General features: G+C 72.1%; 9 protein-coding genes and 1 pseudogene. 7 read left to right on the forward strand and 3 right to left on the reverse strand.

Annotation, left to right across the window (positions count from 1 at the left end; genetic code table 11):
• Window positions 1–84 precede the first annotated feature (84 nt).
• The 3 genes and pseudogenes from BL254_RS28435 to BL254_RS14915 all read left to right on the forward strand — a co-directional run bounded on the left by BL254_RS28435 (window position 85) and on the right by BL254_RS14915 (window position 3,071).
• Window positions 85–258: a hypothetical protein gene (locus BL254_RS28435; protein ID WP_235433853.1), complete on the forward strand. Its 174-nt coding sequence runs from the start codon at window positions 85–87 to the stop codon at window positions 256–258.
• Window positions 259–402: 144 nt separating this feature from the next.
• Window positions 403–885: a hypothetical protein gene (locus BL254_RS26145; protein WP_139342323.1), complete on the forward strand. Its 483-nt coding sequence runs from the start codon at window positions 403–405 to the stop codon at window positions 883–885.
• Window positions 882–3,071: pseudogene (locus BL254_RS14915) on the forward strand (bifunctional polysaccharide deacetylase/glycosyltransferase family 2 protein). The gene BL254_RS26145 and the pseudogene BL254_RS14915 overlap by 4 nt, the downstream one beginning before the upstream one ends.
• A gap of 138 nt (window positions 3,072–3,209) precedes the next feature.
• Here the strand turns inward: BL254_RS14915 and BL254_RS14920 are convergent.
• From BL254_RS14920 to BL254_RS14930, 3 genes are all read right to left on the reverse strand, one after another.
• Window positions 3,210–3,665, reverse strand: coding sequence for an ATP-binding protein (locus BL254_RS14920; RefSeq protein ID WP_076843618.1), 456 nt, complete (start codon window positions 3,663–3,665; stop codon window positions 3,210–3,212).
• A 248-nt stretch (window positions 3,666–3,913) separates the two neighbouring features.
• The gene (locus BL254_RS14925; RefSeq protein WP_076843620.1) at window positions 3,914–5,425 is read right to left on the reverse strand and encodes a hypothetical protein; all 1,512 of its coding nucleotides are present in this window, start codon (window positions 5,423–5,425) and stop codon (window positions 3,914–3,916) included.
• A 351-nt stretch (window positions 5,426–5,776) separates the two neighbouring features.
• On the reverse strand, window positions 5,777–6,481 hold the full coding sequence (locus BL254_RS14930) for a hypothetical protein (RefSeq protein ID WP_076843622.1): 705 nt from the start codon (window positions 6,479–6,481) through the stop codon (window positions 5,777–5,779).
• Window positions 6,482–6,955: 474 nt separating this feature from the next.
• On the opposite strand from BL254_RS14930, the gene BL254_RS14935 reads away from it, so the two are divergent.
• From BL254_RS14935 to BL254_RS14950, 4 genes are all read left to right on the forward strand, one after another.
• Window positions 6,956–7,342, forward strand: coding sequence for a co-chaperone GroES (locus BL254_RS14935; protein ID WP_076843624.1), 387 nt, complete (start codon window positions 6,956–6,958; stop codon window positions 7,340–7,342).
• 706 nt (window positions 7,343–8,048) lie between these two features.
• Window positions 8,049–8,348, forward strand: coding sequence for a DUF4193 family protein (locus BL254_RS14940; RefSeq protein WP_013872769.1), 300 nt, complete (start codon window positions 8,049–8,051; stop codon window positions 8,346–8,348).
• A gap of 695 nt (window positions 8,349–9,043) precedes the next feature.
• Window positions 9,044–12,655, forward strand: coding sequence for a LuxR C-terminal-related transcriptional regulator (locus BL254_RS29100; protein WP_175648380.1), 3,612 nt, complete (start codon window positions 9,044–9,046; stop codon window positions 12,653–12,655).
• A gap of 659 nt (window positions 12,656–13,314) precedes the next feature.
• A complete protein-coding gene (locus tag BL254_RS14950; RefSeq protein WP_139342324.1) occupies window positions 13,315–13,713 on the forward strand; it encodes a hypothetical protein in 399 nt (132 codons plus the stop codon).
• Window positions 13,714–14,039 lie beyond the last annotated feature (326 nt).

Consider the following 14,039-nt stretch of genomic DNA (forward strand, 5'->3'; position numbering starts at 1 on the left):
ATCACCTACGGCTACAGCACGACGACAGGCCTGCCGACCAATGTTGGTGACGGTACGACCACGCTGGCGACGGGCTACGACAGTCTGGGTCGGGTCGCCTCGCAGACGGACGCGGACGGCAATGCCGCTGCCACCGCCGGCACCGTCACCACGCCGGTGCTGGACTGGGCCGGGGCCAGATCCCCGTCGATTCCGGGAACGTTTCCGGTGTTTGTTGCGGTTGGCTATCTGGCGGTGGCCAATCGTAGACTTCCCTGATTCCTTGGCTATATGGGCCTGGCTATGCGGAGAGCGGGATCGCGTCTCGGCGCTGTTCGATCCGGGTGGAGGCTACCCGCCTGATCGCTGGTGACCCGTAATGACTAGTCTCGCGGCRTGGCCACCGTTTGGAGAAGACAACCGGTGTTCGTCGCGCGGTCCGGCAGGCGGGCACGGCGGGTCCGGCGGGTGGGGTGGGTACTGGGAGCCGTGATGCTCGGCTGTCTCGGGTTGGTGGCGGCGGGTCTGTCGGGGGTGGCCACGGTTCCCGGTGTGACGTTGCCGCCGTTGTTCGGTTCCTCCGACCGGCCGGCTCCCGCATCCTCCCCGAACTCCGGCTCCGACGGCCTGGACGCCGCTGCCGGGGGTATGCCACGCGCGCAGGCGTCGGTCGCGGTGCCGGCGCGTCCGGTGACCGCTCCGGCGCCGTCCGGCCCTTCCGGCCCGCTGGGGATGCCGGCTGCCTCCGCGAGTGGCGTGTCGGGGCCGCTCCCGGTGGCCACCGTCGTGGCGGTGTCCTCCACGCCGCCGCGGGCTGTCGCCTCCCCGAAAGGCCAGGGCCAGGGTCAGGGCAGGCCGACCGAGCAGGGAAGGCCGACGTCCAAGCCGAGCCCGTCGAAGCCGTGAGGCATCGGCGTGACGCGCACCGGACCCCCCGGGCGCACTGGCTGCTGCTCGCGCTGTTCATCGGCACATTGGCGAGCATGCTCGGGATTCAGGGATTCGCCCGGCACGGAACCGGTCCGGCCCGCACCCCCGCCCCCGACGGCACCGTCGAGGAGACGGCGGCGGGCCCGGGGGACGGGCTGGGCGGCCCGGTCCTCGACCTGTCCGGCCCGGTACCCCAGGGGCGTGGCCTGCCTGCCCGGACGGTCGCGCTGACGTTCGACGACGGGCCCGACCCGCGATGGACACCCGCCATCCTCGACGTGCTGCGTCGGCACCGGGCGCAGGCGACCTTCTTCGTCGTCGGCTCCCGCGTCCTGGAACACCCCGAACTGGTCCGGCGTATCCGGCAGGACGGTCATCAGCTCGGCATCCACACCTTCAGCCATTCCGACCTCACGGCCGCGCCCGCCTGGCGTCGCCGGATCGAGATCTMCCTGTCACAGTCCGCGCTGGCCGCCGCGACCGGCGCGACGTCCAGCCTGCTGCGGCCGCCCTACTCGTCCACCCCGGCCGCGCTCACCCTCCCCGCCTACACCACCTATCGTGAACTCGCCTCGCAGGGTTACCTCACCGTCCTCGCCGACATCGACTCCCGCGACTGGACCCGTCCCGGTGCTGACGCGCTCGTGCGGGCGGCCACCCCCGTGGGCACGGCCGGCGCGGTCGTCCTGTTCCACGACAGCGGTGGCGACCGGAGCCAGACCGTTGCGGCCGTGGACCAGCTACTGGACGTACTGGACGCGCGAGGCTACCGCCTCGTCACACTTTCGGCTGGGCTGCGGCTACCGTCCGACGTCGCCTCCCACCCCGCCGACACCGCCACCAGGCTGCGCGGCCAGGCGCTGCTGGCCACCTACCGGATCTCCAGCGCGTTGACCTGGACGCTGACCGCCTTCCTCGTCCCGCTCACCGTGCTCACTCTCCTGCGTGCCGTGGTCGTCACGGTGATCGCCCGCCGGCACTGGCGGCTCGCCGACCGGCGGCGCAAGGCCGCCCGCCGGCGCCTGCGGAGTACCGACCTGCGCCGGCGGACGGACACCGGGTTCCGTCCGCCGGTCAGTGTGATCATTCCTGCCTACAACGAGGCGGTCGGCATCGCCGACACCGTCCGCTCGATGGTCGCCAACGACTACCTCGATCTTGAGGTGATCGTGGTCGACGACGGCTCCAGCGACGGCACCGCCGACATCGTCGAACAGCTCGGACTGCCCGGGGTGCTGGTCGTCCGGCAGGCCAACCAGGGCAAACCAGCTGCTCTCAACCACGGCATCGCCGTCGCCTCCGCCGACGTGCTCGTCCTCGTCGACGGGGACACCGTCTTCGAACCGGACACGGTCCACCACGCCGTCCAGCCGCTGCGCGACCCGGCCGTCGGCGCCGTCGCCGGCAACACCAAGGTCGGCAACCGGCGGGGGCTGCTCGGCCGCTGGCAGCACATCGAATACGTGCAGGGCTTCAACCTGGACCGCCGGATGTACGACGTGCTCCAGTGCATGCCGACCGTGCCGGGGGCGATCGGCGCGTTCCGCCGGGAGGCGTTGGAATCGGTCGGAGGCGTCTCGGAGGACACCCTCGCCGAGGACACCGATCTGACCATGGCGCTGTGCCGCGCCGGCTGGCGGGTCGTCTACGCCGAACAGGCCCGGGCCTGGACCGAGGCGCCGGCCACCCTCGGCGCCCTGTGGCGGCAGCGCTACCGCTGGTGCTACGGCACGATGCAGGCGATGTGGAAGCATCGGCATGCCGTGGTCGAACGCGGCGCCGCCGGCCGGTTCGGCCGCCGCGCCCTGCCCTATCTGCTGATGTTCCAGGTCCTGCTGCCGATGCTTGCCCCCGTCATCGACCTGATGGCCCTCTACGGCCTGCTGTTCGCCGATCGTGGTGCTGTCCTCATCTCGTATGCCGKCTTCYKCKYSRWMMARMWMRCCACCACCGCCTACGCCTTCCACCTCGACCGGGAACGGTTCGGCCCCCTGTGGACCCTGCCGCTCCAGCAGATCGTCTACCGCCAGGTGATGTACCTGGTGGTCATCCAGTCCGTGGTCAGCGCCGTGCTCGGCAGCCGGCTGCGCTGGCACAAGCTCGCCCGCGCCGGCAGCGCCGGCTCCGCGCTGGAGACCCGCACCCCCGTCGAACCAGCCTGATAGCGGATCATCATTCTTCGCTACCGGCTGAGCGCTGCTCGGGACCGCCTCTCCCGGTGAATCTCAGTTGGCTCCACGACGACGGCCACCGCTCTCACCGCCCGCTGCGGGCTCGACCCGAGTGCTCGGGGGAGCTGTTCAGCGGAAAAGGCGGAATGCGGYGGGGGAGCGGACAGCGTCCACGGGGACGCGAGGGTGGACGGGGGCTGCGAGTTCGAACCAGACGTGTTTGCCGGGGCTGTCGTTGGCGGATTTGTCCACGCCCCACTCGCTGGCGAGCGCCGCCACCAGGTGCATGCCGCGGCCGGACTCGTCGTCGTCACGTACGGTCCGTAGCACCGGGTGGGTATTGCTGCCGTCGCCGACCGCTATCCGCACCCGGTCCTTCTGCGCGACGACCTGGACGTGCAGCGGATCGTCCGACCTTGTGTAACGGACGGCGTTGGTGACGACCTCGCTGACCAGCAGGCGAGCGACCTCGGCGTCCTCCTCGCGGCCCCAGGTCGACAGCAGCTCGTTGACCAGGCGTCTGGCACGCCCGGYGGCGCGGGCGTTGGCGGGAAGATCGAAGCGTGCGGTAAGAGCTTCGGCCACGCCTCAACCCTCCACGGGTAACCGCCGACGGCCGTACCGTCGAACATCGCCTTGGGCCCGTCGCCGTCGTCGCGTTCATGCCACATGCCGTCTGCATTCAAACCTTGCCGACGCCGACCTGTCACGGACCGTCGGGTTACTCGGCGGGCCCCGAACCGCCCCGTACGCACGACCGGTTGGTCCGCGTCCGGCGGGACACCGACAGTACGATCATGCTTTTCCTGTGCTGCCGGGGGGTTTCGGCGAGGTCAGATCACGTCGATGCCGTCGAGGATGTTGCCGTAGCCGGGCCAGTGGGCGCCGCTGCTGTCACTGATCGTGTCGTCCTGGGCTGCGGCGCGAGGCGGTCTCCCCGGGCGTTCGGCCTGCGGCCCCCGGGCGTTCGGCGGGGCGCCCGGATCACCGCCGCCGGGATGCGACGCGGTGGTGTACGGCTGGCGTGCCGGGTCCGGCCCCGGATGCGGCCGGCCTGCCGAGCGGGTGGGCGGAATACCCATCGGCCCGGAGATCAACGGCGCGAGACGGGCCGTGGGGATGGCCGCTTCCCTGGGCGGGTACGCCGGCGGCTGGTCACCGGCTCCCGGCCCCGGCCCCGGCACGAGCGGCCAGGGCTGCGGCTCGCGCACCGGCGGCTGCCGGAACGGCTCGGCGGGCCGTTGCCGCGCCGGCAACGGGCCCGTCACCGGCTGCTGACCACCCGGCCGCGGCGCGGAAGGCGGGGCGGGCGGGGTGCCTGACGGCATCTGCCACCCGTCCGGTGTGGGCGTGACGTCGGCCGGGCGCGGCGGCTGGGGCCTTCGCGGCGGCTGTGGCGGCTGTGGCTGCTGCGCCGTCTGGGGTGCCTGGGGCGGTTGCGGTATGCGGTGCGCGCCGGTTGACAGCGAGGCGGTGGAGGACGGGATCCATCCGGTGGGGTTGCCAGGGGTCGCCGAGACCGGGTAGGCGCCTGTGCCCGRCCCACCTGGGCCTGTTCCGAGCGGCCCCGTGCCCGGGCCGTTCGGGCCCGTGGCCGACGTCGGAGCCGCCGGCAGCGGGGGAATCGGCCCGCTGACCCGCGGCATGCCGGAGAACGGCGGGAGGGAGCCGGGGGGTGCGGGTGGGAGCGGTGCGGGCGCGGGGGGTGCCTGTGCGGGAGGCGGGACGGCGTCACCCGGTCTGGGGCCCCCTGGTCTGGGGCCGTCCGAGATGAGGCCCCCCGGGATGGGGCTGCCCGGGATGGGGCCGCCCGCGGCGGCGGCGCGCGTCGCGACGGTGGGCGGCGCGGGCGGGGCTGTGGGCGGGACGATGGTGACGGGCGGGACCGGGGGCGCGACGCCGGCCCCGGGTGCGGCACCGGTACCGGGCGCGATCGGAGGCGCGGTGGTGGCCCCGGGCATGACGGGTATCCCAGGCATGGTGGTGGATGCGGGCGTACCGGCCTCGACGGGTCTCGCTTCCAGGGCCTCCAGGGCATCCAGGGCCGCTTGGGCACGCTGTCGCCTGACATCTGGATCCGGGGCCTGCTCGTCGTCATCCGGCTGTGGGGACATGCCGGTGACGGCCACGACCGTCGGGCACGGYCAGAGCCGGTCACAGCTCACGCACAGATCGAACTCGTTCGCCTGGTGGAGGTCGAGCAGCGTGAGCAGGGACCCGATGTGCGCCATCATCTTCGGACCAGCCAGGACAGGCCCGTTGGAAATCATGCGAAGTTCCGAGCGCAACCGGTTGCAGTAGCGCTCGACCTCATCCGTCCGCTGATCCTCCATCGATGCCAGCATGCACCATCACCCGGTGGGAAGTGCTACCGGTACCGTCCTTGAGCGACCATTTTGGTCATCACACTACCTTTTGTAGCCTTACCTGCAAACTCTGTTACCAGATGTCGCTTCTGTCACCAAAAGCCGGGTGTTGCCACCGATGGCGGGGTACCGGCGGCTGGACGGCGACATGATCCGGACGACGGCCGTTGCCACCGGGGCACCCAGCGGCCCGATCACCTGGCCAGGCGGCAACCGGCTGCCCGGCCGCGCGCCGCCGATTGCCAGCCGCCCTGCCACCACTCGCCGGCTGTCGCTGACCAACCGTCTGGCCACCAGCCGCACGGGCGGTCGAGCGACCGCCCGTGATGTTCATCCCCGTTCGGGGCGGACCTCGTCCGGACGGCGGACCTGGCGCATCAGGCCCTCCTGGAGACGGGCGAACTCCTCGACGTACGGGCTGTCGACCTGGCCGGGCACGCCCGGGCCACCCGGGACCGGCTCCTTGATGCCGCCCTGGATGGCGCCCGCCTGCCGGTCGAAGACCGGCTCGAATCCGGCGAACTGCCCACCGGCGCCGCCGGGGCCGAGGCGTTCTCCCTGCCCGTCGAAACTGGGGTAGTGGGTGGCGACGGCGGTCGGCGGCGCGCCACCGCGCTCACCCTGCCCGTCGTAGCCGCCCGAGAACGAGGGCAGGTTCGGCGGGCCGCCCGGGCCGGGACGTTCGCTGGGGGCTTCGAACGACGGGTAGTGGGCGCCGTTGCCGCCCGGGCCGCGCTCGTCGGCGGGCGGGTCGTACCCGAACGACGAGCCGTTGGACGACGGCTGGGCCGCGCCGATGGCCGGGACGTTCGAGCGGCCGGCTGGTTCACCGCCCAGCTCGGGCTCGCCCGGTCCGAACGCGTCCGCTGGCGGGTAGATCCGTGCCGACAGGCTGACCGACAGCGGGTCGCTACCGTAGGTGATTACGTCTACCTGGTCGTCCGCCCCGATGCCGCCGTTGCGGGCCAGGTCGACGAACCGGAAAAGATCAGCCCAGCGCAGGCCGTCAAGGTCCACACTGATTCGCAAAGCCATCGTCGTGCCTCATCTCACGGTTCCAGCGTGCCGACCCAACCATTGCCTGACCCTGCCTGACCCATTGCCCGTGCCCGAACCCATCATCTGGGTCACTGCCTGGGCCACCGCCTGACCACTGCTTGGCCCGCTGTTGCCTTCGCCTTCGCCTTCGGTGCCGCGACTGCCGGACGACGTGGAGCTCTCCGGCGGTGGCCCGGCGCCGGTTCGCCGGCCCGGCAACAGCGGGAGGCCGACGATGGGCGGGAGCTTATACCCCGTTGGGGGTGCATTCCCCATCCGGGGAGGTTTGTGCGTTTGTACCGGGAATCCGCGGTCCGTGGGTTGTCGCGGGGTGTTGACCTGGCTCGGGCAGGCTCGGGTGAGCCCCGGACGGACCCGGACGGACTTGGATGGACTTGGGCGGACTCGGATGGACAGCGCCATCGTCCACCGTTGTAGGACGGTGCCGCCCGGGCGGGTAGTGTCCGGCGTGTGAGTGTTGCTTCCGGCGGTGTCAACGGTATGGCTGGCGTTGGCGGCATGGCTGGTGTGGACATGCGTGCCGGATCGTTGYCGATCAGACTTCTTCATGATCGGGTCCTTGTCGCTCCCCGTGAGGACTCGGCCGACCGCCGCTCGAAGGCCGGGATCGTCATTCCCGCCACGGCGCAGATGGGTAAGCGACTGTCCTGGGCGGACGTGGTCGCGGTGGGTACGGCTGTACGTACCATCCAGGTGAGCGACCGGGTGCTCTACGATCCGGAGGAACGGGCCGAGGTCGAGCTGCACGGCACGACCTATGTGCTCCTGCGCGAGCGGGATGTGCACGCGGTGGCCRCTGAGCGTCTCGATGACGGTCTGACCGGCCTGTACCTGTAGAGCTGTACCTGTAAAGTGGTCCGTCCGTGGGGGCCCGCCCCCACGGCGACGGCCAGGAACCGGGCATCCGGCCGGTGGGCCGGTGGGCGCCGGGTGAGCCTGGGCGCCCACATGTCGATCTGGCTACGGGTCGTTCCGTCCCGGTGACTTCATGATCGCTATTCTCTGACTCGGCTCATCCCGGCCGGAGCGGAGCGATCATGCCTGTTCGCGCGCCGGGCCGCGGGCCACGACGGCTGCGATCGACGGGGAGCGGATCGACGGGGAGTGGCAGGGATCGGCGGGGGCGGKCCGGGTGGATCCGGTAAGGCCTACCAGATCGGGTTCCCCGAGATGTCCGGACTCGACCGGGTCGACGTTATCGGCCCGTCTGTCGGAAATACCACCGCGCTATACCGGAATACGACGAGAAGATGGATGTGTCGGGTCTGACATCGAGGCGAACACGTGATGCCTGGCCTGTCGCCGCGCGGAACCGTATTGTACGCGTCGGTCGAGGGAGATCCGTTGTCCTGTATCGACCACGCAGGGATGTAGACAAACCTCGTCGGCTGTGCCCGCGTCGGAGTCGTTGCGTATTGTAGCCGCTCGATCCTGTTCGGGTACGGGCCTGGACGGGTACCGACACGCGGCTGTGCATCGCGTCTCGCGCGCATGGCTGATCGCAACCGTAGGGAACGACTGGAACCGTAAGGAAGGAGACTCGATGGCTCGTGACTTCGACGCCCGGCGGGGCACTGACGTCGAGGATGACGAACTCCAGGAGCAGAGCCTGGAGACGCTGAAGGCACAGCGGGCCGGAGCCGCGGCCGATCTCGGAGACGATGTCGACGCTCTCGAGGCGGAGCTGGATCTTCCGGACGCCGAGGTGCGTGACGAGGAGCTGTCCCTGCGGGTGCTGCCGAGACAGGCTGACGAGTTCACCTGTACGAGCTGTTTCCTCGTCCACCATCGCAGCCAGCTCGCGGACGCGCGTCGCGCGGTCTGCGCGGACTGCGCCGCCTAGCGCCGGCCATCGGAGAAGATCGACGCGGGCTTGTCGCTGGGTACGCCCGCAGGGGCCAAGAAGCGTACCCAACGACAAACTCGTCTGGATCATGCTTTGTACGGACGGGGCTGCGGGCAGTGCCCGTGCCGGCCGGTGTTCGTCGGAAGCGCTTCGACGGACACCGGCCGGGGCACCTGATCTGGTTTTGCGCACGCCTGGCGGCGCCGGCGGACTCGGCCGGCGCCGCCAGGCGTGCGATCATGATCTTTTCGGTCGGCGGGGCCCGCGGGATGCGCGGCTGCGCACCCTGCCACCGCGGGCTGGGAGCCGGCCTGGGAGGCCCAGTTCCCCGGTCTCGGGGCCGGGCCTACAACAGGCGGGCCAGCAGGCGGGCCAAACAGGCGGGCCAAACAGGCAGGCGCCGTCCGTCAACGGGCGGACGCTGGCTACGGGCCCGGTTCCCGCGCTCCCCGGTAGCGGGCGGGTCGCTGTCGGGGGTGCCGCCGGGGGATGCCGGTGTGTACGTGGAGCCCACGTGACATTTCCGGTCTTCGTGTTCTGGCGGGCATGACGCCGCCAGGTGCGTCGTGGCCCGGTCGCGGCTGGCCCCTTTTCGACGGGTTCGTGGGTGTCTGGTCAGCGGTCTCGTCTTGCCCATAACCGCTCGTCGCGATACCACTACGTTGCGCGCCTGGTCGGTTGGGGGTTGTGACATGGTTGACGGTAAGGTGTCCGCGGCCGTTACTTCTTACCTGGATACATCCGCCGCGAGGGTGCCCCTCGTCATCGCGCGGACGAACGCGCCGCCACTGCCCGCCATCCACGTCCCGCGCATCCGCCTCTGGGAGGCCATCGACCGGGGCGTGCGCGGCGGGGTCACGGCGATCAGCGGGCCAGCGGGTTCCGGCAAGACCGTCCTCGCCGCATCCTGGGCCGCCGCCGGCCGCTGGGCGGGGCCGGTCGCCTGGTTGTCGGTGGACGCCGACGCAATCACCGAGCTGTGGTTCCACCTGCTGTGCGCGCTGGAACGCGGGGGTGCCATCCCGGCGGGGGCCGGGGCGCTGCGCTACGGGTCGGCAGCCCCCAGATCGGCCGTTGCCGCCGCGGCTGCCGGTGGCCGCGGCGGCGCCACCGCGGCGGTCGACGGGACATCGCCACTCGTCGGCGATACCGGGCCCGTCCGGCCCGTTGGACCTGCCGGACCCGCTGGGCCCGTTGGACCTGCCGGATCCATCGGGCCCGGCGGCTCGGGATGGTTCTGGCGGGAGCTGGCCAACGCCCTCACCGAGCTGTCCGCGCCGGTCGTACTGATCATTGACGACGTGCACCTGATCGCCGATCCGGTCGTGCTCGCCGGGCTGGAGCTGCTGGCGGCCTGCGCCGGGCCGACGCTGCGGCTCGTGCTCTGCTCGCGTTACCCGGTCCTCGCGCTGCACCGGCTGCGCCTCGACGGCCGGCTGGTCGAGATCGGCCCCGCCGACATCGCCTTCACCGCGGGGGAGACGTCCGCGCTGCTGCGCGCCCACGGCGTCGAGCTGTCCGATGCCGGCCGGAACCAGCTGCTGGAGCATACCGAGGGCTGGGCCGCGGGCCTGCGGCTGTGGGCCGCCCGCGCCCCCTTCGCCGGCACGGGCCAGGCGTCCGCCGCCGGCGAAGGGGGCGCCGGATGGCCGGGCGGTGCCGACGGTGCCGATAGTGGCGGTGGCGGTGCCGAAGGCGGTGATGCCACCACGGCCGTCGCGCATCCCGGCCGTGAGGTCGCCGAGTACCTCGGCGCGGAGGTCCTCGGCGGCCAGCCGTGGGCGGTCCGCCGTCTGCTGCTGCGCGCCAGCGTGCTCGACCGGCTGACCGGACCGCTGCTCGACGTCGTCGCCGCCGAGCCCGGCGGGACGGCCGCGGCGCTCACCCCGGTCGCCGGTGCCGCCACCGTCGGGCGGGACAGCCCGGCCGTGGACGGGCGGATGCTGCTGGCGGACCTGGCCCGGACCAACTCGTTCGTGATCGGTATCGACGGCGACGACACCTGGTACCGCTTCCACCGGCTGCTCGCCGAGACCCTGCACGCCGATCTCGTGCGGGAGGCCCGGGAGGACGAGCCCGAGCTGCACCTGCGCGCCGCCATGTGGTTCGCCGACCACGGGGACCTCTCCGCCGCCGTGCGGCACGCCTGCCGTGCCGGCGACTGGCGCTATGCCGCCTGCCTGCTCGTCGAGAGCGGTCTCGGGGTGCTTCCCAGGCCGGATGCCCCAGGCGTGGACGTCGACCGGGTCGGCATGCTGGTGGACGCCTTCCCCGCCGGATCGGTCGACCAGTCGGCCGAGTGCGCCCTTGTCGTGGCAGCCCGCCACCTGCGGGCCGGCGCCGCCGAGCCCGCGGCCGGCTGCCTGGACGCCGCGCGGGCCGGGGTGACCAGCCTGCCGGCGAAACGCAGACGTCTGGTGGCGACCGCCGCGGACCTCCTGGAGATTCGGCGCGCCGAACTGCGGGCGGACACCGACGGAATGCTCAACTACGCCCGCCGGCTGCTGCGCGCCGGCCAGCGTCCGCACGACGCGTCCGAGTGCCATGATCCTGACCAGTGGCGGGGCTACCCCGCGGCACGGGCTGTCGCGCTTGCCGCCCGGGGGCGCGCCGATCTGTGGCGCGGCCGGCCGGACAGCGCCTTCGAGACCCTGCGGACGGCGCTGCGGCTGGCCGGGGAGACCGGCATGGACGACGTGGAACTGTCCTGTCTGGGCAGCCTCGCGCTGCTGCACGCCTGGCGCGGACGGCTGCGCCAGGCCCGGGCGTGGGCCGACGCGGCGGTGGACGCCGGCCGGGGCCGGCCGGCCGGCGGCGGCGGTCCGGCCGGCAGCGGCGGCGGTCCGGCCGGCAGCGGCGGCGGTCCGGCCAGCGGCGGCGGCGGTCCGGCCGGTACTGACGGTTTGGTCGGCACCGATGGTGACCGGTTCCGGCCGGGCCGGATCGCCGGGCTCGCCGACGCCCGTCTCGCGATGGCCATCGTGGCCTACCACAGCGATGAGCTCGCCGCCGCCCGCCAGCACATCCAGGAGGCGGACGGATACTGTCGGCGGTGGCCGCAGCCGGTGACCGCCGAACTGCTCGTCCTGCTCGACGCGGCCATCCTGGCCCGGCAGGGGGAGGTCCGGGCCGCCCGGCGGCTGCTGGCCATCCACCGTCCGGCCGGGCTGCCCGACGTCTGTCTACGCGCACGACTGGCCACCGAAGGAGATCTTCTTGTTGCGGCGGGTAATCCCGACGCGGCGCTGACCCTGCTGCGACGCGGGATCGCCGACCACCGTCCCGACCCGGTCGAGGTGCTCACCCTGGTGCGCATCCACCTTGCCCGGGCGGACGCGTCCGCGGCCACGACGATGCTCGCTCCGCTGCTGCGGGCCGACACCGGCTTCGGCATTGGCAGCCTCACCGCGGCCTGCGTGCTGGACGCGGTGGCGGCGGACCGCGGCGGGGACGTGGCGCGGGCGACCGCATCCCTGGCCCGCGCACTGGCACTGGCCGAGGACGAAGGTGCGTTGCGTCCGTTCGTGGACGCGGGAGAAGTGATCATCAGGCTGCTGCGGGCGCATCCCGGGCTGCGGGCGGCCCATCCCGCGTTGGTGGGCCGACTGCTCGACCGGGCCGGGCGTGCCAGCCACGCCACATCCACCACATCCACTGGGTCGCCTGGGTCGTCGAGGACCGCGGGGTCCGCGGCGGTCGCCGGGCCCGAGGGAGCCGGGGCGCCCGGGACCGGGCCGCCGGGCGCGTGGCTTGCCGGGCCACGGGCCGCTGCCGCGCGACCGGCCGTGGCCCGGCCGCGGCCACCGGCGTCCCCGGTAATCGCGGGTGCCGTCAGCAGCCCCGTCGCCGGCCCCGGGCGGGCGGGCTCACCCCGCCCGCGGCCGGCGGGGCAGCCGGCCGCGGCGGCCCGTGGGTTCCCCCCGGCGGTGCCCGGTGACAGCGCCCGTCCAGACGCGCCGATCCCGCGACGCGCCACCGACCGGCCGGTCGGACCGGCCGGTCCGACCGGGAGCGTCCCGGCGGGCTCTTCCCAGGCTGGGCAGCAGGTCGGACACGCGGCGGGGCCGGGCGGGCCGGTGGTGGAGCCGGCCGGGCCGTTGCCGGCCGCTTTCGAGCCGTTGAGTGGCCGGGAGCAGACGGTCCTGAGCTATCTGCCGACCATGCTCACCACGGCGGAGATCGCCAGCGAGATGTTCGTCTCGGTGAACACCGTGAAAACCCACCTCAAGAGCATCTACCGTAAACTCGACGTGGCTCGCCGCCGGGACGCCGTGCACCGGGCCCGCGCGCTTCATCTGCTGTGAGTTCGGGCCTGTGCGAGCCCCGGCCGCTGTGAGCTTCGGCCGGGCCGGGGTCGCGTCATCCAGACCGCCCCGGTCGCGCCGGCCACCGGCCACCTTGACGGCACCAACGACAGTGAGCACCGATGGTGGCAGGAACGCCCGGCCGTACGCGAACGGAACGACGTGGGGTGGGCGGAGCCGTCCGCGTGTATGCGGCCTGACGTTGTTGGTTGTGGGTTGTCGGCCTCGGCCCGTCAGCAGTGCGCGGCAGTGCGTGAGAATACGGTACCGGCCGCCGCCGTTCCGATGGCCGAAGCGATCGTTGAAAATATGCCGACAATATTTCGGAAGTACGTGGTGGATATGTGGTCGACAGATACCCGGAGCGCGGTTGTCGCGCGATTGTCGTGTGGTTGACGTCGCCGTATCCGCGCCGGCCGTGTCGCCGTGCTGGCGGCTATGGCACATGCTATGAACTGATATGATCTAATTCATCTTCCTCTCACCCCATGGGGAGGATGCGCTACCCGTGGCCGCTGACAGATCTTTGTCCTCGCGGCGCTGGGCGACGGCATCCGATGGTGGGGTGGGCGATGTCGTCTGCGGCGTGGGACCGGCGGCCTCGACCGGTCCGGGGGGACGCGGCCGGGGGTGACGCGATGGACCAGGTGTACGACCGGATGAAACTGCCGCTTTCCGGTGTGGAAGTCGAACTGGTGAGTTCGCCGGTGGGCCTTCTGCACTGGCGGCTGAAGTCCGCTGACGATTCCACCACCCGTCTTGACCAGCCGCTCGACCGGACGCCGATTCTCGGCTGGCAGGAAGGCAGCACAGCGGTGGACGGGCGGCATCCGCCGGTGCTCTTCACCGTCGTGTGGGGATCGCTGCTCGGCGGTCGCGGGCCGCTGCGGGTCGTGCTGGTGCGCCGCCGCCGGTTCCGGGCCTCCCAGCGGCACAACCTGGACCCGATAACGCTTGGCGGGGCGTTCTGGATCGCCGAGTCCGAGGGCTCCTTCGACCATCTGGTGGTCTCGGACGGGGCGATCGTCGAGAGCCGTGACCTGCACGCCCCGGTCTGAGCCGGGGACTGCCCGGATGGCCGTGGCCGGTGCCGTCCCGCTCGGGCACGCAACGCCCGCGCTGGCCGGGCGGCGGGCCACCGCACGGCCAGCCGCGCCGGTTGTCAGGTGCGTTTTCTCACATCTTCCCGCGGCCCGGTCGGATTCGGATGTATTGATGATCAATATCAGGGGCGACCGGTCGCGGGAACGCCGGGCGGACGCCTTTGTCAGCGGATTGTCGGCAGCCTCGGCGGTATCGGCAGCGTCTGCGGTATCAGCGGCATCGGCGATGGCGTCGGGGCGCGGATGGCCGGGCCTGACGAAACCAGGCGTCCCGAAAGCGA

This window comes from Protofrankia sp. BMG5.30 (genome assembly GCF_001983005.1).
GTDB lineage: Bacteria > Actinomycetota > Actinomycetes > Frankiales > Frankiaceae > Protofrankia > Protofrankia coriariae.

Bases quoted from the DNA above. Each gene is read 5' to 3' on its own strand.
- BL254_RS14950 (WP_139342324.1), top strand. From the start codon at position 13,315: ATGAAACTGCCGCTTTCCGGTGTGGAAGTCGAACTGGTGAGTTCGCCG.
- BL254_RS14930 (WP_076843622.1), bottom strand. From the start codon at position 6,481: ATGGCTTTGCGAATCAGTGTGGACCTTGACGGCCTGCGCTGGGCTGAT.
- BL254_RS14940 (WP_013872769.1), top strand. From the start codon at position 8,049: ATGGCTCGTGACTTCGACGCCCGGCGGGGCACTGACGTCGAGGATGAC.
- BL254_RS29100 (WP_175648380.1), top strand. From the start codon at position 9,044: ATGGTTGACGGTAAGGTGTCCGCGGCCGTTACTTCTTACCTGGATACA.